Source organism: Neorhizobium huautlense, from assembly GCF_030811685.1.
Taxonomy (GTDB): Bacteria; Pseudomonadota; Alphaproteobacteria; order Rhizobiales; family Rhizobiaceae; genus Neorhizobium; species Neorhizobium huautlense_A.
Genome location: NZ_JAUSRF010000013.1, coordinates 132,456 through 156,657, shown reverse-complemented (window position 1 = coordinate 156,657; position 24,202 = coordinate 132,456). Strand labels below are relative to the sequence as shown.

Genomic DNA, 24,202 nt, shown 5'->3' with positions numbered 1-24,202 from the left:
AGAGATGTTCAAGCCACTTCGCCAGTTTGCCCGCGCCCTTCGCGCCCCGTCGGTACAGGAGCGTGAAATGGCATACCTCAACGAGTCCAACGATGCCATCGAGCTGGAATACCGCATGCGTCAGGTTGACCGCGGCATGTTCCGCAAGGGCCTCTGATTGAGATGATCGCAGCGGCGCGTCACCGCGCCGCTCTTGGCTTTTGTCAGCTGTCGTCCTAGATGCTGATCCATGCCGTTTCGTCGCCGAAGCCCTGCCGGATGGGCTGAAAAGATCCGCAATGCCGTCTGGCCCCGCAAGGGATTGACCAGAAACCTCCGTTATTACGGATTGCGGGCGGCACGCATCAGCGCCTCGCCCTATGCGGTCGCGGCCGGAATTGCCGCCGGCGTCATGATCGGCTGGACACCGTTTCTCGGTTTTCACATCCCGCTCGCCATCGCACTTGCCTTCATTTTGCGCGGCAGTCTGGTTGCCGCAGCCCTTGGCACGCTTGTCGCCAATCCCCTGACATTTCCGCTCATCTGGTCGGCCAGCTGGGAAATCGGGCATTACATGCTCGGGCATCCCGGTGGTGAAACGGGACAGGTTGCCGGCAAGCAGGTGGATCTTGCGGAGCTCGTGCGGACCCTGCATTTTGCCGAGCTTTGGCAGCCGGTGCTCAAGCCCATGCTGATCGGCTGTGTTCCACCCGCACTTTTCTGTGGTCTTGTCGTTTACGCCGCGACCTATATGGGTGTGAGAAGGTTTCGCGCCCGCAGACGCGAGCGTATGGCGGCACGATTGCACGGCATCGCCAAGGCAGGCATTTGATGAGGAGACGACAGCAATGATCATTGGCATGGGCAGTGACCTCATCGACATCAGGCGCGTGGAAAAATCCATCGAACGTTTTGGAGAGCGGTTCACGAACCGGGTGTTCACCGAGGTCGAACGTGCGAAGTCCGATGGTCGCAAGAACCGGGCCGCCTCCTATGCAAAACGCTTCGCCGCCAAGGAAGCCTGTTCCAAGGCGCTCGGCACGGGCATCGCCCACGGCGTGTTCTGGCGGGACATGGGCGTCGTCAATCTGCCGGGCGGCAAGCCGACGATGAAACTCACCAATGGCGCCGGAGAACGGCTGGCGGCGATGATGCCGGCCGGTCACAAGCCCGTCATTCACCTCACCATCACCGACGAATATCCTTATGCACAGGCTTTCGTGATCATCGAGGCCTTGCCGGCAGAAGATTGAATCCGATTTGAGCCATTGCCGCCGATTGGCGAAGGGTTTAGAGAAAGCGGCTACGCCTGATGGGCGCGCCGGAAAGCCATAAAAGAAAGACGTCCTCAGTGTCGAACACCGCCGAAGCAAAGCCGCAGAATGCTCTTTGGGAAAACATCAAGGTCATCATCCAGGCCCTGTTGCTCGCCATGGTCATCCGGACCGTCCTGTTCCAGCCCTTCACCATTCCGTCAGGCTCGATGATGCCGACGCTGCTGGTGGGCGACTATATCTTCGTCAACAAGTTCGCCTACGGTTATTCGAAATATTCGCTGCCGTTCTCGCCGGATCTGTTCGATGGCCGTATCCTCGAGTTCAACGAGCCGAAGCGCGGCGATGTCATCGTCTTCCGCCTGCCGCAGCAGCCGGAGATCGACTATATCAAGCGTCTCGTCGGCCTTCCGGGCGATCGCGTCCAGATGATCAACGGCGTATTGCAGATCAACGGCCAGCCGGTACCGAAAGTGCAGGATGGCACGTTCACCTCCGATTACCGCCTCGATCCCGGCTCCGACGTTCCGGTCTTCCGCGAAACCTTCGACAATGGCGTGACCTTCGATACGCTTGACCAGTCGCCGGTCTCGCGCGGTGACAACACCCGCGAATTCGTTGTGCCGGAAGGCCATTATTTCTTCATGGGCGACAACCGCGACAACTCGCTCGACAGCCGTTTCGACGTCGGTTACGTGCCGGCCGAAAACCTTGTCGGCCGCGCCAGCGTGATCTTCTTCTCGCTCGGCAACGACACGTCCTTCCGCGAATTCTGGAAATGGCCAGCCAACATGCGTTGGGATCGCCTGTTCAAGGTCGTCAACTGATGAAGCCGGCGACGCTTTCGGCGGATGAAAAGGCGAAGCTGGAAAGCATTGTCGGGCACGTCTTTTCCGAAAAACAATGGCTGGACCGGGCGCTGACGCATGCCAGCACCGGCACCGCCAAGAATGCCAATTACGAGCGCCTGGAATTTCTGGGCGACCGCGTGCTCGGCCTTTGTGTGGCCGAACTGCTGTTCCGCACCTTCAAGACCGCAACCGAAGGCGAGCTTTCGGTGCGTCTGAACCAGCTGGTCAGCGCCGACAGCTGTGCTTCCGTGGCCGATGAGCTGGAACTGCACCGTTTCGTGCGCACCGGCGCGGACGTGAAGAAGCTCACCGGCAAGCGCATGCTGAACGTGCGCGCCGATGTGGTGGAAAGCCTGATCGCAGCACTTTATCTCGATGGCGGGCTGGAAGCCGCTCGTCGTTTTATCGAGCGTCACTGGGGCGAGCGCGCCACCCGCGCCGAAGCTGCCCGCCGCGATGCCAAAACCGAATTGCAGGAATGGGCGCATGCGAAATTTGCGCTCACACCATCCTACCGGATCGACGACCGTTCCGGCCCCGATCATGACCCGCGCTTTACCGTGACGGTCGAAGTGAATGGCGTTGCGCCCGAAACTGGCGTAGACCGTTCCAAACGCGCTGCCGAACAGGTGGCTGCCACAAAAATGCTCGAACGCGAAGGCGTCTGGCAGAAGAACCCTGCCGAAGGCTGAGGACCGATGACCGAACACGAAGACAACAACGCTGGCCATGAGCCGGCAGCCGAAACGCATTCCGATGAAATGCAGGCTGGCCCGACCCATTCCGGCTTTGTCGCGCTGATCGGCGCCACCAATGCCGGCAAGTCGACGCTTTTGAACCGCCTTGTCGGCGCAAAGGTGTCGATCGTCAGCCACAAGGTGCAGACGACGCGCGCCATCGTGCGCGGCATCGCCATCCACGACAACGCCCAGATCGTATTCATGGACACGCCCGGCATCTTCAAGCCGCGTCGTCGTCTTGATCGCGCCATGGTGACATCCGCCTGGGGCGGCGCCAAGGATGCCGACCTGATCCTGCTTCTGGTCGACAGCGAGCGCGGTATCCGTGGTGACGCGGAAACCATCCTCGAAGGCCTGAAGGATGTGCAGCAGCCAAAAATTCTGGTGCTCAACAAGATTGACCGCGTTCGCCCGGAAGATTTGTTGAAGCTGGCCGCGCGTGCCAACGAAACCGTCGCCTTCGAACAAACCTTCATGGTGTCTGCGACGACCGGTTCCGGCTGCGACGACCTTATGGATTTCCTGGCAAAACGCCTGCCGGAAGGCCCGTGGTATTACCCGGAAGACCAGATTTCCGACCTGCCGATGCGCCAGCTCGCGGCCGAAATCACCCGCGAAAAGCTGTTTTTGCGCCTGCATCAGGAACTGCCCTACGCCTCTCACGTCGAGACGGAGAAGTGGGAAGAAAAGAAGGACGGTTCGGTTCGTATCGAACAGGTCATCTATGTGGAGCGCGAGAGCCAGAAGAAGATCGCACTCGGCAAGAACGGCGAGGCCATCAAGGCGATTTCAACCGCGTCCCGCAGGGAACTGTCGGAAATCCTCGAGCAGCCGGTTCATCTCTTCCTGTTCGTGAAGGTGCGCGAGAACTGGGGCGATGACCCGGAACGTTTCCGCGAGATGGGGCTTGAGTTCCCGAGGTCGTAAAGGCTGTTGGGCGATTATGTCCACTTCCGTCATCCTCGGGCTTGTCCCGAGGATCTAATCACGCCGATAATGATGCTCAGCAGATCCTCGGGACAAGCCCGAGGATGACGACGGTTGGTGTGGGCGGTACCCGAAAAACCGGCGCTGCGGTGGTGGCGCGCTTACTTCTTCCGATCCATCAGCGCCTTGATTTCCAGATAACGACGACGATTGTCCGGGTCCTGCTCATCCGCCGAATAACAGGTCGTCGAAATGCAGAATTTTGTCAGGCCGATCGGCGCGGTTGCCTTGTCGAACTGGCAGTCGATCGTGTTGGTAAAGTCGTTCGGCTTGGGATTGTCACGCGTCGAATAGGTCAGGCGGGCGCCCGGCGGATCGAGTTCCGGGAACGACTGGACCGTGCCGGTGGCCAGAACCGGCGTCATCAGGAAGTTCTTGGCGACGTTGACGCAGGCGTTTTCCAGCTCCTTTGACTGGGCGGCCGCCGGTGTCGAAACCAGCATGACCGATGGAACCAGCATGAGGGCGGCGGCGAGAGCGTATTTCATGAAATCTCCCTTGAGATTTTGTTCGGAAATTCTGTTTCCGCTGGAACACGCAAGCATGGCAATTGGTTCCGTGAGACGGCCGCAAGATTTTGCCCGCAACAGAAGCGCCACACCGCCCGCCCGAAAACAGTTCTTTCCGGGGCACTTATCGCCTAAACTGGAATCGGATTTTCAGGAGCCGAAATAGCAATCCATGCAGTGGCAGAGCGAAGCGATCATTCTGGGCGTTCGGCGGCACGGCGAAAGCAGCGTGCTCGTCGAGGTGATGACGCGCGATCGCGGCCGCCATCTCGGCATGGTGCGTGGTGGTCGTTCGCGCAGTATGCAGCCGGTGCTGCAGCCCGGCAACCGTATCGAAGTCGTCTGGCGGGCGCGGCTGGATGAACATCTCGGCGAGTTCAAGGTGGAGCCGGTGCGCCTGCGCGCCGCCCGGCTGATGGAAACGGCCACCGCCGTCTACGGTGTGCAGGCCATGGGCGCGCTTTTGCGGCTACTGCCGGAACGCGATCCGCATCCGCATCTGTATGAGGCGCTCGATGTCATCCTCGAACACATGGACGATCCGGCCGATGCCGGCGAGCTTTTTGTGCGCTTCGAACTGGCTGTGCTGAACGATCTTGGGTACGGGCTCGACCTGTCCGAATGCGCCGCCACCGGCCGCCGTGACGAACTGGTTTATGTGTCGCCGAAAAGCGGCAAGGCCGTTTCGCGTGATGCCGGTGCGCCCTATGCGGACCGCATGCTGGCGCTACCCGGCTTTTTGGGGCAGGGGGTGCAGAAATCCGCCAGCCGCGACACGATGGCGGAAGCCTTTCGCCTGACCGGCTTCTTTCTGCATCGCCATGTCTACGAACCGCGCGGGTTAACGGAAAACGCCGCCCGCGACGGTTTCGTGCAGGCGGCGTTAAAGGCGATTGCCAGGCTGGAAGAGGACCGGCTGTCTCAGGCCGGCTGAGCGGCGACCTCGGGTCGATCCACCGGCTTTTCGCGGATTGGCCAGTGCACGACGGCGGCAAAAAGGCCCATGACCACGCCCAGCCACCAGACGATGTCATAGGAGCCGAAACGGTCATAGAGCGCGCCGCCCATCCACACGCCGAGGAACGAGCCAACCTGATGCGACAGGAAGACGATACCGCCCAGCATGCCGAGATGGCGCGTGCCGAACATGATGGCGACGAGGCCGTTGGTCGGCGGCACGGTGGAAAGCCACAAAAGCCCCATGACGATCGCGAAGATGATCACCGAGGTCGGTGATTGCGGCAGGAGCAGAAACGCCGTCACGGCGATCGAGCGGCCGATATAGATGTAGGCGAGGAAATAGGGTTTCGAATAACGCTGGCCGATGACGCCGGCGGCAAGCGAACCGGCAATGTTGAAGAAACCGATCAGCGCCATGGCGATGACCGCGTACTTGGCATCAATGCCGATATCACCGAGATAGGCCGGGAAATGCGCGGTGATGAAAGCCACCTGGAAACCGCAGACGAAAAAGCCGGAGGTCAGCAGAAGGTAGCTCTTGTGTCCAAAGGCTTCGCGCAGAGCTTCGCCGGCGCTCTGCTTGAACTGCGCCTGTGATTGCGTGCCGGAGGAGGAATTGCCGCGCAGCGGGTAGGCGAGCAGAGGCACGAGCAGCATCAGCGCGCCCATGATGACGAGACTGTCCGACCAGCCGTAATTGGTGATCAGCGCCTGGCTGAGCGGTGCGAAAAGGAACATGCCGGCCGAACCCGCTGCTGTGCCGATGCCGAATGCCATCGAGCGCTGCTGTGGCGTGACATTGCGGGCGAAGGCGGAGAGAATGGTGCCGAACGAACCGGCGCCGACGCCAAGCCCCACCAGCACGCCGCCGCCGATATGCAGCCACAAGGGAGAGGCGGCATGCGACATCATCAGCAGGCCGGCGGCATAGATGAGGCCGGAGAGAACGAGCACGCGACCGGTGCCGTATTTATCGGCCGCGGCCCCGAAAAATGGCTGGCTGAGGCCCCAGGCGAGGTTCTGGAGTGCCATGGCAAGCCCGAACGTGGTTCGGTCCCAGCCGGTATCGGTCAACATGGGCAGCTGGAAAAAGCCCATGGCCGAACGCGGGCCAAAGGTCAGCACGGCAATCAGCGAGCCGGCGAGAATGATGAGATAGGGCAGGTGCGGGCGGGCGACGGGCGCCATGAACAATCCTCCGGATAAGGAGGCAACAATAGACTCGGCCGAAACTTTGCAAAAGCGAGTTTTGCTGACGCAACGCATCACCACGATTGATGATGCGTTGCGGTGATTGTTACTGGAAGAGTTGCAGCAGGGCGCTCGGGGTCGAATTGGCGATCGACAGCGCCTGCGTCGTCAATTGTTCGCGCGCCTGCAATGCCTTCAGCCGTGTTGCCTCCTCGTCCATGTCGGCATCGATCAGCTTGCTGACGCCCTTTGTCGTCCAGTCGCGTAGAGCCCCGACGAAATCGGTCTGCAGATCGACGCGCATCTTCAGCGCACCATAATCGGCACCGGCATTGGTCAGCTGCTGCAGCATCTTGTCGACGGTCGAGATCATCTCGTCGAGCTCGTCATTCGTCGTCGTGTCGGAGAGCTCGATTTCGACGGCGGTGGCCGAATTGCTGTCGTTGACATGCAGCACCCAGTTGCTGCCGGCGCTGGCGGCATCGGCGAACCACGTGCTGGTCAGGATGCCAGCCTCGCCGCCGGTGGCGGAGGTGCGGTCGTCGATCAGTGCCAACATGTTGCCGCTGCTGGCGCTGCCATAGATATCGAAATCGATCGTCTGCATGGACACGACGCGGTTCGTGTCGCGGGTAAAGGAGCCGACCACCTGGACAGTGGAATCGGTCGAGTCGCTGATATTCAGCCAGTTGACGTCGTTGAAGGTCGAGGATTTGGCGATTGCCAGCAGCTGATCCTTCAGCTGGGTAATCTCCTTGTTGACCTTGTCCTTGTCCACGCCCGGTTCGCTTGCTGCCACCAGCTTGGCCTTGATCTCATCGACGACGTCAATGGAGGAACTGAGGCCCGTATAGGCGATGTCGATGGTGGCGGCACCAAGGTTCAGCGCGTCCTGCACGGCCGACAACGCCTTGTCGTCGGACTTCATCGTGCGGGCGATCGACCAGTAGGCGGCGTCGTCCGAGGCGTGGCCGACACGATAACCGGTTGTCACGCGGCTCTGGCTCTGATCCAGTTCCTGACTGATGGAACGCAAGGTTCCAAGGGCCGCTTTCGCGGCCGAATTGGTGATTATGCTGTACATACTACGCTCTACACGAAACTGATAATCACGCCGGCCAGCTTGCCTGCCAACCGAAGCATGGTTAGCGGAGAAGAAGCTTCCGACAGTGTTATTTATGGAGCGCTAACCTTAACGTGTGCTTAAGTGCGTAAGTATCATTTATGGTTAACGCGAAATATCTCGCGTAACCAAATAGAAATATTGGTTATTCTTCGTGGTTAATGGATCGTTGCTTAGACGGAGCCCGGCGGATCGACTTGCGCCTGCTTGCGGCCAAGCCGGCTTTCCCGCCAAAGCGTAAAGCCGCCTGCGCCGATGACGATCATGCTGCCGGCAATCATGTTGAGCGTCATCACCTCATTGAAGATAAACACGCCGATCAGGCAGACGAGCACCGTCTGCACATAGAAGATCGGCTGCACGGCAACGGCATCCAGCATGGAGTAGGCGCGGATCAGCAGGTAATGGCCGCTCATGCCGGTAATGCAGAGAACGATCATCCAGAACCAGTCACCGAGCGTGATATGCGTCCAGTAGAAGGGGCCGATAAAGGTGATCGCGATGGCGCCGGCCACGCCGGTGTAAAAGAAGGCGGTCTGCGATGTATCCGACCGGCTGCCAAGACGGGTGAGAACGGAATAGAGCGCGAACATGGTGGTGCTGATCATCGGAATGACGATCTTGAGGTCGAAATTCGCGTGCAGCGGATTGATGATCAGGAGAATGCCGATGAAGCCGATGCCGATCGCCGTCCAGCGACGCCAACCGACCTTTTCGCCGAGGATCGGCACCGACAGGCAGGCGACCACGAGAGGGGCGGCGGCAAAGATCGTGTGGCTTTGCGCGAGACCAACGCGCGAAAACGCGAAGACGGAAATGACGATCTGCGAAACCAGCAGCACGCCACGGGTGATCTGCAGGAGAGGGCGGCTGGCAACAGTCGTCTGCTTCAAACCACCGGTGGCGCGGCTTGCCAGAAAGAGGGCGAAACCCGCAAAGGCCCAGTAGCGGATCATGGTGATGAAGATCGGCGGATAGACCGTGCCCAGATGTTTCGAAATACCGTCCTGAGCTGCAAAAATGCTCACCGCCAGAAGAGCGAAGAGCAGGCCGGTGGTACGAGGCGTCATGGAGCAAAATCTCTGGCTTCGGACAATTTGTCCGGGCATGCGGGCAGGGTGAAGATCATTCCCTCCCGTGCCGGGCAGTCGATCACTCCGCCTGACACTGGTGTTCTTGAGGAACGCCAACCAAAGGTCAAGCGCGCCGCAGCGAGAACGGTACGGCTTTGCGCAGAAATTGCGACATTGCGCGGTTTTGCCGCGTAACGCAGTCGCTCAGGCGCGGCGCTTGATCGCCCAGCCTTCCGCACGTTCCTCGAGGATCGTCACCGTATCGCCGAGGCTGACCTTGCCCGTGCTGCGCGGCACGGCATTCCAACCGAACAGCGGGCCGGGCACGCGGCGGTCGCCCGACATGCGGATGCGGCCCATGGCCGACATCGGGCTCGGCACGTCGCGCGAACCGGTCTGCTGGTCCTGCGTGGTCATGATGCAGCGGGCGCAGGGTTTTACGAAATCGAAGCGGATGCCGCCGATCTCGATCGCCGCCCAGTTGTCCTCGGCCCATGGTTCGTCATGATCGATGACGATATTCGGGCGAAAACGATCCATGCCGACCGGTTCCTCGCCATTGGCCGCCATGTTGGCGTTGAGGGCTGCAAGCGAGCCGGTGGTGGTGACGAGAACCTGATAGCCATCGGCAAAGGTCACCGGCGAATTGTCGCCCGCCCATTCCGCAGTGGCCGTGCGGCTGGCACGCGCGTCGAAAAAGACGAGGCGCACATCGCGGTCCAGCCACTTTGAAAGCGTGGCATTGGTCACGTCGTCGGCAAGGGCTGCGGACACGCTGGATTTCCACACGACCACATCGAGGCGTCGGTCCGGCGTGTCGAAAGTGATGTCGATCTCGCCCTTACCGTCAATGGCAAGCCGTGTCGCACCGGATGCATCGACCGGTGCCGCTTTCACCTGCGCCAGAGCCTGCAGGTCGCGCTGGGTAAAAAAACTGCCGTCCGGGCCCGTCACCATCATCACGCGGTCACCGGGAATGCCGGTCGCGGTGATCTCTGCGGTTTGAAGCGTGATGCCGCGGCCGCTCTTCAGGGGGTAATGATTGAGTTCACTGATACGCATGCCTTGCCCCGTTAGCCCTCGATCTCATCCAGAAACATGTCGCGGATGGTTTTCAGCCGCGCATGTCGCTCCGCTGCCAGTTCACGGCCCGCTTCGGTCTGGAAGCCGTCTGCGAGCTTGAACAGTTTTATCTCGAAATGATCGATTGCATAGTTCTTGTCATCGAGCGCGCGGTCTTTTGCCAGTGGATCCACCGGATCATAAAGGCCCGATGCCATGCGTCCGGCGATGTAGAAACAGCGGGCGGCGCCGACCATGCCGATCGCATCCAGCCGGTCGGCATCCTGCAGGATCTTTGCCTCCAGCGTTTCCGGCGCGATATTGGCGGAAAAGCTGTGTGTGGTGATGGCGTGGGCGACGGCTTCGATCTCGTCACCGCTCCAGCCGAGATTGGGCAGAATTTTTGCCGCTTTTTCCGCAGCCAGCCGTGAGGCCTGTGTTCTCAGTAGCGAGTTCTTCTCCACCGCCACGCAGTCATGCAGCAGCACGGCGGCGGCCAGAACGCGAGCATTGCCGCCTTCTCTGGCATGGATGCGCATGGCGTTTCTGAAGACACGCAGGATATGGGCGATATCGTGCGAGCCGTCGTCGCCCTCGGTCGCAAACGGGATGAGCTGGGCGGCAAGCGCCTCGTGCGGCGCAAAGGCGGCCGCCAGGGAGAGGGTCACGAAACGGTTCCTTCCGGTGCGCCGACCGAATCGACTGGGCGTTTGTTGCCATCCTTCTTCACCAGGATGCGCTGGTAGAAAAGCCCGATGCCGATCAGAACCAGACCAAGCCCCATGAAGGAAAGGGCACGCAGGATGCCTTCGAGGTTCGACATGTCGATCAGGAAGACTTTCAGGACCGCAATCAGAACCAGTGCCGCCGAGGCAAGCCGCAGCGAGCGCTGGTTGAAGCGCGAACCGAGGACGAGAAGCACGATGCCGATCAGCAGCCAGACCACCGAATAGGTATAGGTTTCGGCGGCCAGAAAACCCTTCCAGTCGGCGATGTTTTCGCCCTGCCAGAAGCGGCGAACCGACAGCGTTGCCCATGCGAAACCCAGCACGCCGCCGGATATCGCCAGCATCAGCACGTAAGGCATTGGCCGGCGTTCGCGGGCCAGCCATGCGACAAGAGCGTAGGCCAAAGCCGGCATCAGATAACCGAGCAGCAGAAGGTTGAAGAACGGCCACGGGCCGGTGCCTTCACCTGATATATAGGGATTCAAGCTCAGGAGATGCAGCGACAGCACGTTGGCAGTGGCAAGCACGCCGGCGATCATCGAGCCATACCGGAAGACCGGGCTTGGCGATTTCAGGTCGAGCATCATCAGGATGCCGGAGAAACCGACGGTGATCAGCGTATAGATCGACTGTTCGCCGAGTGTCGGCACGGTGGTTTCCAGCGTGCCGCCATTCATGGCGTGGCGCACCAGAACCGCGACCGTGATCAGCGCCGACAGCGACGCCAATGCCTGCATGATGTTGCGGATACGGAAATCGTCCGAGTTGCGCAGCATCCATGCCGATGCGATGGCGAGCAGAGTGGGGATGCCGTAACCGGGCAGCAGCGCGTTGAAGAACGGCGTGGTGCCGAGGCTGTTGGCGCCGATGACTGTCGGTTCCCAGGCGATACGGCCGAAGACGATCATAGTGGCGGCCGCCATCATCCATGGCAGTGACGGCCAGGAGCGGATGCGCATGCCAAGCACGTAGAGGAAACCGAGCACGGCGAGCGCGATCGTGGTGGTGACGCCGTTGGTGAGCGTGTGCAGCGCCAGGGTGAAGCCTGCAAACGAGCCGGCGACCAGCAGATTGGCCGGCCAGTCGATCTTGTTGTCGCTGCGGCGGAACAGCCAGTCGGCGCCGGCGAGCAGGGCAAGGCCTAGCGCGATGCCATAGAGCCCGTGCGTCCAGTCGCGGGTGATATTGCCGAAATTGAAGAAGCTGATCGTGGCGATGGCGACCGGCACGGCGGGCATCAGGAACGCCCAGATTTTGGAAAAGTCAGGTTCGCTTTGGCGGAAGCGAGCAAGGAAGGCAAAGCCGCAGGCCGGGAAAACGGCACCGAGCAGCAGATAGACCCAGACATGCGGTTCGACCGGTGCTGTTGCTGCCGACTGACCGTCGAGCAGGATGGAAACGGCATCGAGCCAGTTGACGGCAATGACGGTCATGCCCAGCACAGCACCAACCGCCGCAAGAATGGCCGGCCAGACCGCATAGGCGCGCAGCGCGCCGGATGCGGCGAGCGCGGCCAGAAGCACGGATGCGCAGGCCAGAAGATCGAATGCACCCATCGGCTCCGAACCGAGCATGGCAAGCGCAAAAAACACCGTGACCAGCGAGACGGAAAGCGTGGTCTGCAAGGGCATGCGGCCGAGAAGGACCGATATGCCCGCCTTTTCGGGACCGATCAGGCTGGCATAACGGCCGGGCCAATAAAAACATGTGCCGGCCAGCATGACGAGCAGCGTCAATGTCGGCTGGATCATGCTGGTTTCGCGTGCGGAGCCGGAGAGGAAGGCCACCGACCAGAGGCCGAGGCCGATATTGGCAAGCGTCGGCACCACGGTCCATTGACGCAAACGCGAGGCGGCAATGACGGCCAGCCAGACCAGTGCGAGGAAACCGAACAGGGCGTTTGCGCTCGGATTATCCGTGGCAACCAGCGCCGGTGTGATCAGCGAGGCGAGCAGGCCAAGCCCGGCCAGCGCCTGCCCATGCAGGAGCGACAGCGCGATCGTGGCGAATGACACGAGAGCGAGCGCAAGGAAGGCGGGCGTCGGGCCGATAAAGCCATAAACGGCATAGGACGCCCAGACGGCGCCCATCAGCGTCACCGCACCGGCAGCGGTCAGTGCGCCGGGGATCATCGCATTGCCAAAGCGGTCGGAAAGATCCGGCATGGCGCGACGGCGGATCAATTCGCCACCGGCCATCAGCACGAGGCCGAACAGCATGGCAAGGCTGAGGCGCGCTGCCGGGCCAAGCAGGCCGGCCTCGATCGTGTATTTGACGAGGAAAAGGCCACCAAAAGCCAAAGCCACACCACCGACCCAGACGGCCCAGCGCGCGCCGAGCCAGCTTTCGAAACTTTCGCGTTCCTCCGGCTGAGGAGCCGCGACGATAGCGGGCTGGTGGGCTGCCGTTTCCGGCGTGGATAGAACGGCTTCCTGTACGGCTGGCGTCTCTGTCTCGGATGCCATTGCCGCGACTTGCGGCTCTGCAAGCGCCTCCTGTGAGGGGGTAGCCTGTTCTTCGGCCGGCAGCGTTTCGGCAATCGGTTCGATCCGACCTGTTTCCGTCGCCTCCGTTGCCGGTGCCGCCAGTGCCATGCCGGTGATACGCGCCTGCAGCGCCTTTATTTCCTTCTCCAGCCGATCGACCCGTTTGGCCGTGTTTCGCTGAAGCGCGAGGCCCACGATGATCAGGACAAATATCAGTAAGGGAAATAAGGGCAGCACGATGCGGTGACCTCTATGCGTTCAAACAGGCGCCATTTAAAAAAGCGCAGCAGTCTTTTAATCGCATATGTTGCGGCATGAGCAAGGCGGGGAATGCCGGATTGTGACAATATTGAGCATTATCAAGTGTAGAGTGGTTTCTATTGAACAATGAACCACTCTCAAACGGCAGAGGGCGGGTTTCCTCGTGAAACCCGCCCTCTGCTCTTTCCTGAAGACTGCACGCGCCCGAGGGCGAATTCGACGGTCAGACCGCCGAAGGTCCGCTCTCGCCATCCGGCGCGTGTTCATCAGTCCCGGAGGGAAGCTCTTTGTTTTTCTCTTCGTCGATCGCCAGTTTCACAGCCTTGGAAAGGTCGCGGCTGACATTGAACCACTCGCCGCTTTTCGCCCAGTAACGCACCGTCACGGTGGCCGAACTGTCGCTGAAATCGGAAACGAACGTGGTCGGAGCCGGAGCCTTCAGCACACGGCTGTCTGCCTTGACGATCTCGAGCAACAATTTTTCGGCGTGGGCGATATCGATCTTTTCGCTGGTCGAAATGGCGATATCGTTGCGGCGCTTGTCGAGCCGCGAGAAATTGGTGATCGGTACATTCCACAGGGTGGAATTGGGTGCCAGCCGATAGACGCCGTCCGAGGTGCGCAGCTCGGTGGCGAAAAGGCCGACATCGATGATCGTGCCCTTGACGCTGCCGGTTTCGATCGACTCGCCGACCCGGAAGGGACGCAGGACGAGCAGCATGATGCCGGCCGCGATGTTCTGCAGCGTACCTTGAAGCGCGAGGCCAACGGCAAGACCGATGGCGCCAAGCGCCGCCAGCACGGAGGCCGTCTGCACGCCGAACTGGCCGAGCACCATGACAACGACCAGAACAAGGATGGCGTAACGGATGATATTGGAAAAGAACTGCGCCAGCGTCGCATCGATGCCATGCACGCGGCCAAGACCGGTGCGCGCCCAACGGCTGAACATGCCGGCCGCCAGCCAGCCGATGACAAGGAGAAGGATGGCACCGACGACCGAAAAGGAATATTGCACGGCAAGCGCGCTTAACTGAGCGAGTGCCGCCCGCGTTGCGACGACGAATTCCGATGCCTGATCCATACCGGCGATATGCTCCTTTTGTCTGCTGAAGGGCAACGCGCATCCTGTCGCATCGTTGCCGCGAACTGCTTAATTGGGGCAAATCGAACGAAGGTCAACCGCATTATTCATTTTTAGAAATATTAAATAAAAACAAATAAATGCTCGGTTTTTACTGTTGCAGTGCGGTATTCTGGGACGGGTTGAGAGGCAGAACGAACGACACTTTTCCATCGGTGTCCGCGCCACGACCGATGCCCTTGACGGCGGCGATCAGGCGCCCTTCGCGATGCAAGATCCGGTCGCCGATTTCCACCAGCCGCGTGTTCGGCGTGGCATGCGGCGCGACCTTGCGCAGGCGCGCGGCAAGCTCGAATTCATCCTCCTGCGGATTGACCGCAAGCGCTGCGATCAGCGCTGCGGCAGGGGAGCGGGACACGCCCATCCAGCAATGCACCACCAGCGGATATTGCCGGTCCCAGCCGGCCATGAAGTCGATCAACTGCTCCACATGCGCTTCGCTCGGCGCAATCAGTTTGCCGGTGCCGGCAAAGGCGATGTCGTTCATCGCCAGTTTCAGGTGGCGGTCGGCCGAGATCACCGCAGGGCGATGAAAATCCTGCTTTTCGGCGATCAGGCTCACCATTTCGCGCGCGCCGTGGCGGACTGCAAGTTCGGCGATTTTCGCGAGTGGGCCGACGATGATCGCGGTCATCGGCCGACTGTTCCACGCTGCTGTTCGATTTCGGCAAAACGTTCCAGAAAGCGCTGCTGTGCCTCAACGGCCGGGAGCGGCTCGATGAGCAGCATCTCCCTGGTCACACCATTCGGCATGCCAAAGAGCTTTTTGGCCTCAGTGAGCGCAAAGCCTGCAAGCTCGGTCGCTTCGAAAAAGGCGGAGACCGTGTCGGCGCGCTTGATGCGCGTCTTCAATTCCCGCGTCGGATGCGCCGGCAGGCCGAAACGAAGGTGGATGGCAGCTTCCAGCCGCGCCTCGACCGTCTTGTAGCCGCCGCCGACCACCGACTTGAACGGCGAGATCATGTCGCCGATCACATATTCCGGCGCGTCATGCAGCAGGGTCATCAGCTTTTCTTCCGGCGTGGAAGCCGGGTGGGCAATCGTAAAACACTGTTCGACGATGAGGGAGTGTTGCGCTACCGAAAAGGCGTGGTTGCCGCGCGTCTGTCCGTTCCAGCGCGCAACGCGGGCAAGGCCGTGGGCGATATCGGAAATTTCCACATCCATGGGCGAGGGATCGAGCAGATCCAGCCGCCGACCGGACAACATGCGCTGCCAGGCGCGTGCCGATTTGCTGGTTGTCGCCGCAGCGCTCACGTCTCTGCCTCTTCCGTGCCGGTGGGGAAGGAAAGTCCGGTCCATTCGGGCAGGGTCAGCGAGACGGGAATGTCCGCCGCCGTCAGTGGCGTACCGTTTGTCAGCGCATCACCGACACGGTCGATACGAACGATGGCAAGGCCTTGGTCGCCTGCGGTCGAACCCAGCGTGCCGACCGGTTTGGCGCCTGCCAGAATTTCGGTTCCGGCGGCCGGCAGGTCCTCATCTGCGGATACGATCACCACGCGGCGTCGGGCCGTGCCGCGATGCTGCATGCGGGAAACCACTTCCTGGCCGACATAACATCCCTTGCGGAAGGAAAGTCCGTCATCCTTGTCGAGCAGCACATCATGCGGGAAGGCATCCTGTAACGGAAAATCGCGGCCCGAAACGGCAAGACCGGCAGAGATGCGCAAAGCCTGATAGGCGGCTTCATCGCCATCGGCCTGCTTACCGGGCGCACGCTGCAGGGCAATGCCGGCCTTGGCAAAGGCGGCATCGGTGACGCCGCCCGCCAGCGTCTCGCCGCCCCATGCGACCGTCACGCCAGTCTCCTCGACCATGGCGATGTCGACGGCAGCGCGCAGCTTGTACATGGTGAGGCGCCGCGCAAAGGCTTCGCGCTGGGGCTGGTCGATTTCGATGGCGAAACCGCCCGCAATGCGCCAGATCACGAAATCGAACAGGATCTTGCCCTGCGGCGTCAAAAGCGCGCCGGGCCGTGCTTCGCTTTCGGCCAAGCCGGCGATATCCGTGGTGATCAGATTGTGCAGAAAATCCTGCGCATCCGTACCTGTGACGGAAAGGAGGGCACGATCTGGGAGATAGGCAAACGGCATGATTTTCACCTGCACGAATCAGAAAACGGAAATTCGCGGCGCGGAAAGGCGCATCGCGGCAGAATCCAGAGGTAAGGTTTTGAGCTCGCGGCGGCAAGCAGCAGCTGGTGGGTGTTCAACAGTCGAACGGTGAAAATCAGTCGCCGCTGACGATGAACTTCCATTTGCCATCCGGCGAGATGCCGATGCGGTAGAAGTTGTAACCGCCCGCTTCGTCCATGGCGGCAAGGTCGCCGGCGGTGACGATGCGCAGAAGATCGACCTTCTCCGGCGGCGTCAGCTCGTTGAGCGGCTTGCCGACGAAATAGGGCCAGACATAAACCTCATCCGGCGTGCCGGCCTCGATACGGGCAACGCCGGTCTGCATCAGGTCGAGCATGATGGCGAGAATTTCCAGACCTTCGGTATCGCCGGAAAAGCTTTTCAGCGTTTCGATCGGGTCTTCGTTCTGGTCGGGGCCATCGGTTTTCTTGGAGCCCGGATCCATGATCGGGCGCATGCGCTCCACATCACCGGAGGCGGCAGCTTCGACGATCGCCTCGCGCAGCTTGCGCACCGGTTCCGGCAGCTTGCTGAAATCATGAATGATTTCCGCTTTTATGGCCTGCTCGGTTTCCGCCTCGGCAGCGGGGGCTGCGTCCGGTTTCGGTGCTTCTGCGGCAGCAGGCGGGGTCGCCTGGCTGTGCTGGTTCTCAATGCCCTTTTGGCTGTCAGGAGCCGTTTCCGCCGGCTGAATGCCCTGGGCGCTAACGGGCTTCGTCTGCGCCATGCCGGAAAGGGCGAAGGCGGCAGGGGCCTGCGTCAGCGCTGTCGCGCTGAAAAGCGCGGCGGCAATCACGGTGCGGAAAAGTCGGCTCTTGGGCATGGCTATATTGGCGTTCCTGTTGGAAAGCCCCAATCTTACACGAAAATGATGCTTGCGCTTACTGAATGATGCGCTGCGGCGAAAATTCACCGGCCAGCATGCGTTCGCGCAGCGACTGCAGCATGGCTTCCGCACCGGCTTCGCCGTGCATGCGGATGGTTTCGCGCATGGCAAGGGCGATTGCGGCATCAGCGATGATTTCCGGCTCGATACCATCGGCACGGCCATCGGCCCACGCCTCGTTCTGGTATTCGAGCGCCACCTGCATCTTTTCGTGCACAATCATCTCATCGATGTCGTTACGGGCTGTCTGCATAATCATCCTCTTTCCGACACCAGTGTGTTACCGGTGCGTTAACAAGATTACCAGCCTTTTATCAAAACGACACGGCTGGCGAGCGAAAGAGGTAAATAAACACTTAATTTCCATAGCGGGCGGCGATTTCCGCAGCCAGTGTTGCTCCTTCGGCACGGTATGCCTCTTCCGCGGAGCGTGCGGTGGGGGTGCAGGTCGTGTGCACGGAAGCAAACGAACGGTATCCGCGATTGAACGCGGCCGTGAGTCTCTCGCGCCGTTTTGGCTCATTTGCCGTCTCGGAATCAATCAGTTTCTGCATGGAGTTGCGCCAGCTCGACTGACGTTCTCCACAGAGCGTGCGCAGGTAATGCACGGAGCCGAGAATTTCCGAAAGCCGCGCCAGCCGATCGTCGTAGGGTGTCGGCTTTTCCGCAGGGGCAGTGGATGTCGCCGGGGCAGGCGGCGTCGCGGCCTTTTTCTGCGCCAGCACGGGCGAACTTGCGAGTGGCAGGCTGATCGCCAGAAAACAGGCAGTAACAAGGCGTTTGCGAAGCGTCATCGATGATCCGGTGCTGCGAAAGGCCCGCGAATCTTTGCTGGCCATGATGCGCTCTTTTAGCCTTTTGCCGCCCGTGCCGCCAGCCGTTCGGCACATTCGAGCACGCTTGGCGGCACCGGCAGGCTGCGGATTTCATCCACTGTGTACCAACCGGGATCAGCGGCATCATCGGCCGCAACGGCCTCGACTGTCTCATCGGCCTTCACCAGAAAGACGGAGAGAAAGAAATGACTGAGCACATCGCCGGCATCTGATTCGGTCTTCAGATCATAGGTGGCGAACAGTTCCGGTTCGAAAACGGGAATGCCGGTTTCCTCGAAAAATTCGCGTAGCGCAGTTTCGGCCGGTGTCTCTCCCGGTTCACCGCGTCCGCCGGGAAAGGCAAAGAGGTCGGCCGATGGCGGATTGATTCGCCGGATCAGCAGAAAACGGCCGTCGCGTTCGAGAATGGCGGAGGAGGCGGGGCGGGGTGTCGATTCGCTCATGCGGCAGTCAAGGTCGGGATGTTGCTGACATCGACATCACGTTCGGCATGCCAGGCATCATAGGCGGCCTGCATGCGTAGCCAGATGGCAGCACCATCACCGAACATCTTTCCAAGCCGCGCGGCGACATTGGGCGAAACCGGTTTGCGCTCCTGCAGGATGTCGTAAAGCTGCTGGCGGGAAATGCCGAGCAATTGAGCGATCTCCACCTTGGTCCTGCCGGTTGCCGGGATGATATCACCCAGCAATGCGCCCGGATGTGAGGGGCAACGCGCTAGCGGCCTTTTTACGTCATGTTCGGTCATCTCTCTTTGCCTCAATGATATTGCTCGAAATCCACCCGGACAGCATCCTTGCCATCGAACGCGAAGGTTATGCACCACGGACCGTTGACGTGAACCGTGTAGCGGGTTGGATCGAAACCGCGCAATGCGTGGAAATCGAAACCGGGAAGGTTCATGTCTTCAGGGCGTTCGGCGACATTCAGGCGATCCAGACGTAGCGGAATTCGCTTTTGCATCTTCACATCAATCCGCCCGGTCTTGCCGGTCTCAAACAACGCAGCCAGTTCCTTGCTTCGGAAGGATTTGATCATGGATGAATGTAAGCATTGTGCTTACATCTCGTCAAGGTGCCGGAGCATGTGGGGCGAGCGGTGGGGACACGCGGGGCTCCTGTGCGATGAGCGCGCTGTCTATACTGTGGGGGCGTTGTAATTTATGATGCGGACATGGGCAAAGGAGTGCTCTTGTGACCCGCACGAAAAACTTCGCTCTTGGCGAAACCTATGACGGTATTCTTTCCGACCTCGTGAGAGAGGGACGTTTTGAAACGGAAACGGAAGCGGTGAAGGCCGGTCTTCGCATGCTTGCCGATCACGAAATGCGCGTTCAGTCTCTTCGTCAGGCCATTGGCGCGGCCGATCAGGAAATCGCTTCGGGGTTAGGCCAGGAATACCGTTCCGCCACGGATCTGCTTGCGGATGTCATGGCCGATGACGACAGGCGATAGACCGAAACGCCTGATAATAGCACCGCTTGCCAAAGCGGATCTGCGCGGTCTCCGCCGCTACATCGCCGAGAGCAGCCCCTATTACGCGCAGGAATTTCTCGCCGATCTGACGGCCAAGATCATCTGGATTGCACAGGCGGATTTTACCGGTTCTCCCCGCGATAACATCTCCCCCGGCCTACGTGCCTTTCCCTATCGCCAACGCTGCATCTATTATCGCACCTATCCGGACCGGATCGTGATTCTGCGTGTCATGCACATGGCGCAGGATGTGCAGAAGCAGGATTTCGAATGATCAAAACCTACACCCTCTACATCCTCGCCGCCGTCTTCGAGATTGCCGGCTGTTTCGCTGTCTGGGGGTGGCTTCGACTGGAAAAGCCGGTCTGGTGGCTGGCGCCGGGTGTGGTGAGCCTTGTGCTGTTCGCCTGGCTTTTGGCGCTGGTGGAAAGCGAGGCGGCGGGGCGCACTTACGCGGCTTATGGCGGCATCTATATTCTCGCCTCCATCCTCTGGCTGCTCGCGGTCGAAGGGCGCATGCCGGATCGTTGGGATCTGGCGGGCACCGCGCTTTGCCTGATCGGTTCGGCCGTGATCATTTTCGGGCCCCGCAGCGCCTGAATGCTTCGGTTGACCATCGAGTACACCGATGCGATGACATAAAAATGTGCGGACGTTACGCCCTGACCTCAAAACCGGATGAAGTGCTGGATTTTACCGGCGTCGCGGCGTTGGACGATTTTCCGGCGCGCTTCAACATCGCGCCGACGCAGCCCATTCTGGTTGTCATGCAGGCGGAACGCTCCGATCCCGGCAGCAATCTGCCGGATCGTCGTGCTTTTCTGGCGCGCTGGGGTTTTATTCCTGGCTGGGCGAAGGACCCCAAAGACCTGAGCCTGATGATCAATGCCCGTAGCGAATCGGCGATCGGCAAACCCTCGTTTCGCGCCGCCATGCGCCATCGTCGTATCCTCGTGCCGGCCTCCGGTTTTTACGAATGGCGTAGACAGGAAAAATCCGGCGAGGAAAAATCGCAGCCTTACTGGATACGTCCGAAAAATGGTGCGCTCATCGCCTTTGGCGGGCTGATGGAAACCTATGCCTCGGCCGATGGGTCGGAAATCGATACTGCCGCCATTCTCACCACCGGCGCCAATCGCGCCCTGTCGCGCATCCATGATCGCATGCCGGTCGTCATCGGGCAGGAGGATTTTACCCGCTGGCTGGATTGCCGCTTGCAGGAGCCGCGTGAGGTGAAGGACCTGATGAAGGCGGTGGACGACGATTTTTTCGAGGCGATCCCGGTATCGGACCGCGTCAACAAGGTTTCGAACATGGGCGCCGAGCTGCAATTGCCGGCGGAAGATGTGGCGCCGTTGCCGGCGATTAGGCAGAAGTCGAAACCTGACGATAGCCAGCTTTCGCTTTTCTGATTTCCCTGTAGTGATTTAGATGTGCTGATGTTTTCCCGCCTCGTATCCAGACTGGACTTCCATCCATGGACCTGTTCCCCGCCGCTCTTTCCGGCTTTGCGCTCGGTGGCTCGCTGATCATTGCGATCGGTGCGCAGAATGCCTTTATCCTGCGGCAGGGGCTGATCCGCAGCCATGTCTTCGTTCTCTGCCTGATCTGTGCCGCTTCCGATGCGCTGCTGATTGCCGCGGGTGTCGCCGGTCTCGGTACGCTGGTTTCGAAATCGCCGATGCTGATCGCGGTTGTCACGATTGGCGGCTTTCTGTTCCTGGCGACCTATTCCTTCATGGCGTTCAAACGCGCCTGGGCGCCATCGGCCATGGCGGCGGGAACGCCACAGGGCATGCCGCTGAAGGCGGCGATCATGGCCTGCCTCGCCTTCACCTTCCTCAACCCGCATGTCTATCTGGATACGGTCGTGCTGCTCGGCAGCCTTTCGGCGAAACATGAGGGCACGGCGCGTCTGGCCTACGGCATCGGTGCCGCGGTCGCGTCCTTCACATGGTTTTTCGGGCTTGGATATGGTGCGCGTTTTCTGGCGCCGCTGTTTGCCAGGCCATCGGCCTGGCGCGTGCTGGATGTGCTGATCGGCCTCGTCATGGCGCTGCTCGCCATCGGTCTTCTCGTCAGCTTTGTCGCCGGGGAATAAACCGGCTTAGAATCAGGGCTTCTTGGCCGGCTTGCGCTTCAGCATCATGGTTGCGGCAATCACGGCCTTGATGCCGAGTGGGCGCAACGGGGCATGCAGGCTATTCTGGTTCTTTTCGGCCGGAGCCTTCTGGCTGTTCATTGTTTTTTCCTCTGGAACGATCTTGTGATCGATCGCTGCTTTCACCGTAAATCCGGGCGGAAATACGGTGATGTCATAGCGATCCGGAGGAATATTCATAAAGATGTCATCTTGCCGCAGACTGTAGCTGCAATGCAGCATTCACCTTGCAGCGCAGGGGATCACGGCGAAGCGTGATCGTCCTCGATCGTCAGCGTGCCATAACGGCGATGCCAGGCGCGGGCGCTGAAGGGCAACATGGCGAGATAGGCGATCACCGTTACCGACAGGACTTCCCAGGTATAGCTCATCAGCAGGGCGACATAGATGACGACGCCCAAGATGACCGGCAGCATGAGGTCGCGACGGATACGGGTTTCCGATTTTCCCGACCAGATCGGCAGGCGGCTGACGAGAAGATAGCCCATCAATACGGTATAGGCGCTGGCGGCATAGGCGACCCAGCCTGTCAGCGAGACGCCAAGGAAGCCGAGATAGACCGGCAGAAGCACCAGTGCGGCCCCCATCGGTGCCGGCACGCCGACAAAGAACTCCGACTGCCACGGGGCTTTCACCTGCCGCTCTTCCATCACGTTGAAACGGGCAAGACGCAGGCCGGCGGCGATCGCGTAGATCAGCGCTGCGATCCAGCCGAGCGAACGGGCCTGATCGAGCACATAAGCATAAAGTACGAGGGCAGGGGCGACGCCGAAATTGATGATATCGGCGAGACTGTCCATCTGCACGCCGAATTTCGATGTCGCCTTGAGGAGACGGGCGATACGCCCGTCGATGCCGTCGAGAAAGGCTGCCAGCAGAACCATGCCGACAGCCAGTTCGAACCGGCCTTCGAAGGCTAGGCGAATGCCGGTCAGGCCGGCGCAGATGGCAAGAACGGTAATGAGATTGGGGATCATCAGCCTGAGCGGAATTTCCCGCAGCCGCGGCCCGCGGCCGCTATCGTCCTGACGGATTTTTGACGCGCCTTCATGCGTGTCTTCCTGTCCGTTGGTCTGCGGCGCGACGGGCTGTTCCATTGTCATTCTCGTTCCCCAGTCTTTTGTCAGTTGCGGCGGCTGACGACCGGGCCCTTGGCCGAGCCGAATTCCGCAAGCACCGTCTCGCCGCCAATGGCGCGCTGGCCGATCGAGACACGGGCTTCGCCGCCAGCCGGAACGTAAACGTCGAGACGCGAACCGAAGCGGATCAGGCCAAAACGCTCACCGGCTTCCAGCGGTTCGTTCGGCTGCACGAAGCAGAGAATGCGGCGGGCAACAAGACCGGCGATCTGCACGACGCCGAGTTTGCCATGCTTGCCTTCGATCACAAGGCCATTGCGCTCGTTATCGGTCGAGGCCTTGTCGAGTTCGGCATTGACAAACTGGCCCGAACGATAGGCGATCTGCGAAATGCGGCCACGCACCGGGGCGCGGTTGATATGGCAGTCGAAGACGTTCATGAACACGGAAATGCGCAGCATCGGTTCCGAACCGAGGTCCAGTTCCGCCGGCGGAACGACCATGGCGACATGGCTGATACGGCCATCTGCCGGGCTGATGACGAGGTCTTCATCCTGCGGCACGACACGTTCGGGATCACGGAAGAAATAGGCGCACCATGCGGTGAGGATCAGGCCGATCCAGAACAGCGGTTCGGCGATCAGGCCGAGAACCAGCGACACCACGAAGAATGCGGCCACGAACAGGTAGCCCTCCTTGTGGATGGGGACGAGCGTGTTGCGAATGGTGTCGAGTAGGTTGATCAACCGTAGTTCTCCTGCGTTGTCGGCGCACTCTGACTACATAAAAACCCGAAAGTCGGCAATGTGGTTCCGAGAATGTGTAAATCACCTTGTTGATAGTTATTGGAAACTGCACGAACGCGGTCGTTGGATAAAAACGATTTATTGTCGCGTTTTGTCGGAACCTCTTACCGCCAGCGGGATTTTGTCAGTCTCACATAAGGAGAATTGACATGACCAACACGAACATCTGGCTGACGATCATGTGCGGCATGATGGTCAATGCCGTTCTTTTCGGTGTCGGCACCATTACTGTGCTGACAGTGCCAATGCTCACCGAACACGCCAAATATCTGATCCCGGCCGTCGTGGTGCTGAGCTTTGCGCTTACGCCTTTCATCGCGCGGATGATTGCGCCGCGCATGCGTCTGCGCAACTGGGGCAAGGACGAATGGCAGCGCGGCGACATGATTTCGGGGTAAGCCGATCGTCGCAGCATTAAACGATAAAGCCCGGAAATCATTGTGATTTCCGGGC

The 24,202-nt window shown here is 60.3% G+C and carries 33 protein-coding genes; 13 read left to right on the top strand and 20 right to left on the bottom strand.

Annotated features, from left to right (window positions below; genetic code table 11):
- Window positions 1-4 precede the first annotated feature (4 nt).
- The 6 genes from J2T09_RS19495 to era all read left to right on the top strand — a co-directional run bounded on the left by J2T09_RS19495 (window position 5) and on the right by era (window position 3,771).
- On the top strand, window positions 5-157 hold the full coding sequence (locus J2T09_RS19495; protein WP_132273015.1) for a DUF3563 family protein: 153 nt from the start codon (window positions 5-7) through the stop codon (window positions 155-157).
- 72 nt (window positions 158-229) lie between these two features.
- The gene (locus J2T09_RS19490) at window positions 230-811 is read left to right on the top strand and encodes a DUF2062 domain-containing protein (protein WP_306837644.1); all 582 of its coding nucleotides are present in this window, start codon (window positions 230-232) and stop codon (window positions 809-811) included.
- 16 nt (window positions 812-827) lie between these two features.
- Window positions 828-1,232 carry a holo-ACP synthase gene (gene acpS, locus J2T09_RS19485; RefSeq protein ID WP_306837643.1) on the top strand — a complete coding sequence of 135 codons (405 nt, stop codon included), beginning with the start codon at window positions 828-830 and terminating at the stop codon, window positions 1,230-1,232.
- Between the two features lie 98 nt (window positions 1,233-1,330).
- On the top strand, window positions 1,331-2,080 hold the full coding sequence (gene lepB / locus J2T09_RS19480) for a signal peptidase I (protein WP_306837642.1): 750 nt from the start codon (window positions 1,331-1,333) through the stop codon (window positions 2,078-2,080).
- A complete protein-coding gene (gene rnc / locus J2T09_RS19475) occupies window positions 2,077-2,796 on the top strand; it encodes a ribonuclease III (protein WP_306837660.1) in 720 nt (239 codons plus the stop codon). Before lepB ends, rnc begins: the two co-directional genes overlap by 4 nt.
- Before the next feature lie 6 nt (window positions 2,797-2,802).
- Window positions 2,803-3,771, top strand: coding sequence for a GTPase Era (gene era / locus J2T09_RS19470; RefSeq protein WP_306837641.1), 969 nt, complete (start codon window positions 2,803-2,805; stop codon window positions 3,769-3,771).
- Window positions 3,772-3,932: 161 nt separating this feature from the next.
- Here era and J2T09_RS19465 read toward each other — a convergent pair whose 3' ends face one another.
- Window positions 3,933-4,319 carry a hypothetical protein gene (locus tag J2T09_RS19465; RefSeq protein WP_306837640.1) on the bottom strand — a complete coding sequence of 129 codons (387 nt, stop codon included), beginning with the start codon at window positions 4,317-4,319 and terminating at the stop codon, window positions 3,933-3,935.
- 193 nt (window positions 4,320-4,512) lie between these two features.
- Between J2T09_RS19465 and recO the strand changes: the two genes are divergently transcribed.
- A complete protein-coding gene (recO, locus tag J2T09_RS19460; protein WP_306837639.1) occupies window positions 4,513-5,274 on the top strand; it encodes a DNA repair protein RecO in 762 nt (253 codons plus the stop codon).
- Here the strand turns inward: recO and J2T09_RS19455 are convergent.
- From J2T09_RS19455 to J2T09_RS19380, 16 genes are all read right to left on the bottom strand, one after another.
- Complete coding sequence (locus tag J2T09_RS19455; protein WP_306837638.1) at window positions 5,262-6,488, bottom strand: MFS transporter; 1,227 nt, start codon at window positions 6,486-6,488, stop codon at window positions 5,262-5,264. The genes recO and J2T09_RS19455 overlap by 13 nt on opposite strands.
- Window positions 6,489-6,597: 109 nt before the next feature.
- Window positions 6,598-7,575: a flagellin N-terminal helical domain-containing protein gene (locus tag J2T09_RS19450; protein WP_306837637.1), complete on the bottom strand. Its 978-nt coding sequence runs from the start codon at window positions 7,573-7,575 to the stop codon at window positions 6,598-6,600.
- A gap of 212 nt (window positions 7,576-7,787) precedes the next feature.
- Window positions 7,788-8,684, bottom strand: a complete 897-nt coding sequence (locus J2T09_RS19445) for a DMT family transporter (protein ID WP_306837636.1) — start codon at window positions 8,682-8,684, stop codon at window positions 7,788-7,790.
- Window positions 8,685-8,891: 207 nt separating this feature from the next.
- Complete coding sequence (locus tag J2T09_RS19440) at window positions 8,892-9,749, bottom strand: MOSC domain-containing protein (RefSeq protein WP_306837635.1); 858 nt, start codon at window positions 9,747-9,749, stop codon at window positions 8,892-8,894.
- A gap of 11 nt (window positions 9,750-9,760) precedes the next feature.
- The gene (locus J2T09_RS19435) at window positions 9,761-10,417 is read right to left on the bottom strand and encodes an HD domain-containing protein (RefSeq protein WP_306837634.1); all 657 of its coding nucleotides are present in this window, start codon (window positions 10,415-10,417) and stop codon (window positions 9,761-9,763) included.
- Window positions 10,414-13,203 (bottom strand): DUF2339 domain-containing protein, encoded by a 2,790-nt coding sequence (locus J2T09_RS19430; RefSeq protein WP_373458525.1) that lies wholly within the window; start codon window positions 13,201-13,203, stop codon window positions 10,414-10,416. The genes J2T09_RS19435 and J2T09_RS19430 overlap by 4 nt, the downstream gene beginning before the upstream one ends.
- Before the next feature lie 244 nt (window positions 13,204-13,447).
- A complete protein-coding gene (locus J2T09_RS19425; RefSeq protein ID WP_306837632.1) occupies window positions 13,448-14,308 on the bottom strand; it encodes a mechanosensitive ion channel family protein in 861 nt (286 codons plus the stop codon).
- 151 nt (window positions 14,309-14,459) lie between these two features.
- Window positions 14,460-15,002, bottom strand: coding sequence for a tyrosine phosphatase family protein (locus J2T09_RS19420; RefSeq protein ID WP_306837631.1), 543 nt, complete (start codon window positions 15,000-15,002; stop codon window positions 14,460-14,462).
- Window positions 14,999-15,577, bottom strand: coding sequence for an HD family hydrolase (locus J2T09_RS19415; RefSeq protein ID WP_306837659.1), 579 nt, complete (start codon window positions 15,575-15,577; stop codon window positions 14,999-15,001). Before J2T09_RS19415 ends, J2T09_RS19420 begins: the two co-directional genes overlap by 4 nt.
- A 44-nt stretch (window positions 15,578-15,621) precedes the next feature.
- Window positions 15,622-16,464: a CAF17-like 4Fe-4S cluster assembly/insertion protein YgfZ gene (ygfZ, locus tag J2T09_RS19410; protein ID WP_306837630.1), complete on the bottom strand. Its 843-nt coding sequence runs from the start codon at window positions 16,462-16,464 to the stop codon at window positions 15,622-15,624.
- A gap of 136 nt (window positions 16,465-16,600) precedes the next feature.
- Window positions 16,601-17,329: a hypothetical protein gene (locus J2T09_RS19405; RefSeq protein WP_306837629.1), complete on the bottom strand. Its 729-nt coding sequence runs from the start codon at window positions 17,327-17,329 to the stop codon at window positions 16,601-16,603.
- A 58-nt stretch (window positions 17,330-17,387) separates the two neighbouring features.
- Window positions 17,388-17,645, bottom strand: a complete 258-nt coding sequence (locus J2T09_RS19400) for a hypothetical protein (protein ID WP_112732297.1) — start codon at window positions 17,643-17,645, stop codon at window positions 17,388-17,390.
- A gap of 103 nt (window positions 17,646-17,748) precedes the next feature.
- A complete protein-coding gene (locus tag J2T09_RS19395) occupies window positions 17,749-18,186 on the bottom strand; it encodes a TIGR02301 family protein (protein WP_306837658.1) in 438 nt (145 codons plus the stop codon).
- A gap of 56 nt (window positions 18,187-18,242) precedes the next feature.
- On the bottom strand, window positions 18,243-18,671 hold the full coding sequence (locus J2T09_RS19390; protein WP_306837628.1) for an NUDIX hydrolase: 429 nt from the start codon (window positions 18,669-18,671) through the stop codon (window positions 18,243-18,245).
- Window positions 18,668-18,976, bottom strand: a complete 309-nt coding sequence (locus J2T09_RS19385; RefSeq protein WP_306837627.1) for a HigA family addiction module antitoxin — start codon at window positions 18,974-18,976, stop codon at window positions 18,668-18,670. The genes J2T09_RS19390 and J2T09_RS19385 overlap by 4 nt, the downstream gene beginning before the upstream one ends.
- Before the next feature lie 11 nt (window positions 18,977-18,987).
- A complete protein-coding gene (locus tag J2T09_RS19380; protein ID WP_306837626.1) occupies window positions 18,988-19,266 on the bottom strand; it encodes a type II toxin-antitoxin system RelE/ParE family toxin in 279 nt (92 codons plus the stop codon).
- A 155-nt stretch (window positions 19,267-19,421) separates the two neighbouring features.
- Here J2T09_RS19380 and J2T09_RS19375 point away from each other — a divergent pair, with 155 nt between their 5' ends.
- From J2T09_RS19375 to J2T09_RS19355, 5 genes are all read left to right on the top strand, one after another.
- On the top strand, window positions 19,422-19,682 hold the full coding sequence (locus J2T09_RS19375) for a type II toxin-antitoxin system ParD family antitoxin (protein ID WP_306837625.1): 261 nt from the start codon (window positions 19,422-19,424) through the stop codon (window positions 19,680-19,682).
- Entirely contained in the window at window positions 19,666-19,977 is a 312-nt protein-coding gene (locus tag J2T09_RS19370; protein ID WP_306837624.1) for a type II toxin-antitoxin system RelE/ParE family toxin, read from the top strand. The genes J2T09_RS19375 and J2T09_RS19370 overlap by 17 nt, the downstream gene beginning before the upstream one ends.
- On the top strand, window positions 19,974-20,303 hold the full coding sequence (locus J2T09_RS19365) for a YnfA family protein (RefSeq protein WP_306837623.1): 330 nt from the start codon (window positions 19,974-19,976) through the stop codon (window positions 20,301-20,303). The genes J2T09_RS19370 and J2T09_RS19365 overlap by 4 nt, the downstream gene beginning before the upstream one ends.
- Before the next feature lie 44 nt (window positions 20,304-20,347).
- A complete protein-coding gene (locus tag J2T09_RS19360) occupies window positions 20,348-21,115 on the top strand; it encodes an SOS response-associated peptidase (protein ID WP_306837622.1) in 768 nt (255 codons plus the stop codon).
- 71 nt (window positions 21,116-21,186) lie between these two features.
- Window positions 21,187-21,804: a LysE/ArgO family amino acid transporter gene (locus J2T09_RS19355; protein ID WP_306837657.1), complete on the top strand. Its 618-nt coding sequence runs from the start codon at window positions 21,187-21,189 to the stop codon at window positions 21,802-21,804.
- Between the two features lie 12 nt (window positions 21,805-21,816).
- Here J2T09_RS19355 and J2T09_RS19350 read toward each other — a convergent pair whose 3' ends face one another.
- Genes J2T09_RS19350 through J2T09_RS19340 form a run of 3 tightly spaced genes read right to left on the bottom strand, consistent with a single transcriptional unit; the run spans window position 21,817 to window position 23,686 of the window.
- Window positions 21,817-22,086, bottom strand: a complete 270-nt coding sequence (locus tag J2T09_RS19350) for a hypothetical protein (RefSeq protein WP_306837621.1) — start codon at window positions 22,084-22,086, stop codon at window positions 21,817-21,819.
- Between the two features lie 20 nt (window positions 22,087-22,106).
- Window positions 22,107-22,961 (bottom strand): CDP-diacylglycerol--serine O-phosphatidyltransferase, encoded by an 855-nt coding sequence (gene pssA, locus J2T09_RS19345; RefSeq protein WP_306837620.1) that lies wholly within the window; start codon window positions 22,959-22,961, stop codon window positions 22,107-22,109.
- Between the two features lie 26 nt (window positions 22,962-22,987).
- Window positions 22,988-23,686 (bottom strand): phosphatidylserine decarboxylase, encoded by a 699-nt coding sequence (locus tag J2T09_RS19340; protein ID WP_306837656.1) that lies wholly within the window; start codon window positions 23,684-23,686, stop codon window positions 22,988-22,990.
- 212 nt (window positions 23,687-23,898) lie between these two features.
- Here J2T09_RS19340 and J2T09_RS19335 point away from each other — a divergent pair, with 212 nt between their 5' ends.
- Window positions 23,899-24,147, top strand: coding sequence for a hypothetical protein (locus J2T09_RS19335; RefSeq protein WP_306837619.1), 249 nt, complete (start codon window positions 23,899-23,901; stop codon window positions 24,145-24,147).
- The last annotated feature ends 55 nt before the right edge of the window (window positions 24,148-24,202 follow it).